At 34.0% G+C, this 1,251-nt stretch carries 1 protein-coding gene and 1 pseudogene; both read left to right on the top strand.

Annotated elements, in window-relative coordinates; genetic code table 11:
- Positions 1–634 (top strand): sugar nucleotidyltransferase (locus DNC80_RS05795; protein WP_182650014.1); only part of this gene is annotated, 634 nt, incomplete at its 5' end.
- Between the two features lie 263 nt (positions 635–897).
- A pseudogene (locus DNC80_RS15795) lies at positions 898–1,251 on the top strand (polysaccharide biosynthesis protein); the annotation flags it as partial.

Genomic DNA, 1,251 nt, shown 5'->3' on the forward strand with positions numbered 1-1,251 from the left:
ACAGGCGATACCTAATGGATTAGCCCAAGCATTTGTAATTGGAGCCGATTTTATTGGTACCGATAGTGTTGCATTGGTACTGGGAGACAATATTTTCTTTGGGGCTCACATGCAAGAATTATTACAGTCCAATACCAATCCCGTGGGTGGAGTAGTTTTTGCGTACCATGTTTCAGACCCAGAACGCTATGGAGTCGTTGAGTTTGACGAAACATTCAAAGCACTTTCTATTGAAGAGAAACCCTTGATTCCTAAATCGAATTATGCGGTTCCAGGCTTGTATTTTTATGATAATTCTGTGGTAGAAATAGCAAAAAATATACAGCCGAGTGCTCGAGGGGAATATGAAATCACCGATGTGAATAAGGTATACCTTGAAAAAGGGATTTTGAAAGTAGGGATTTTAAGCAGAGGTACCGCATGGTTAGATACTGGAACATTCAACAGTTTGATGCAAGCAGGCCAATTTGTTCAGGTGATTGAAGAACGTCAAGGTTTAAAAGTGGGCTGTATTGAAGAGATTGCTTGGAGACAAGGATTCATTAGCAATGAACAGTTGAGAGAATTAGCAGTGCCTCTAAAAAAATCAGGTTACGGTGATTATTTAATGAGTTTATTAAAAAAATTAGATTAGCCAAAACAACTACTGCTGTCTACTAGTTCCTGAAAATAATATGTCTTTTTGAAAATACTTTTTTGATTTAGAACATGGGTTATTGTATAATAGTACATTCAGTCTTAATTAAATGGTATTTTCAAATGTTTTTAAATAAGATGGTTAAGTCATTAACGATTTTTTTTGACTCCTACCTATTAGCCTGTAAAAATAATATCTGCATTTAAATCCATTATTTGTAATTTTGCATTAGAGCAAAAATAATTTTAAAGTTTAAACAGTTGTATAAAAATAATAATACAGAGGAGCGAGGGTATTTTTCAAAATATTTCTCAATCCTAAACCTACGTTTCAACATTCATAACTTGGGATATTTACCACGGTGGATTATTATTTCCATTGATTTGGTGGTCCTAATTTTGTCGTTCTTTTTTACCTACCTGATTTTTAAAGGTACTGGGCTAGATTATGTGTTAACTTCTCATTCAGGTCTTTATGTTTCGGCCTTATTGTTGTGCAATGTCTTTTTCTTTTGGCTTTTCCGCACCTATTCAGGAATCATCCGACATTCCTCCAATATTGATGCGGTAAAATTATTATTTTCCCAATTATCCGTTTTAATAGTTTTTTTAATT

Origin of the sequence: Flavobacterium sp. SOK18b, from assembly GCF_014156605.1 — a bacterium.
GTDB classification, from domain to species: Bacteria; Bacteroidota; Bacteroidia; order Flavobacteriales; family Flavobacteriaceae; genus Flavobacterium; species Flavobacterium tiangeerense.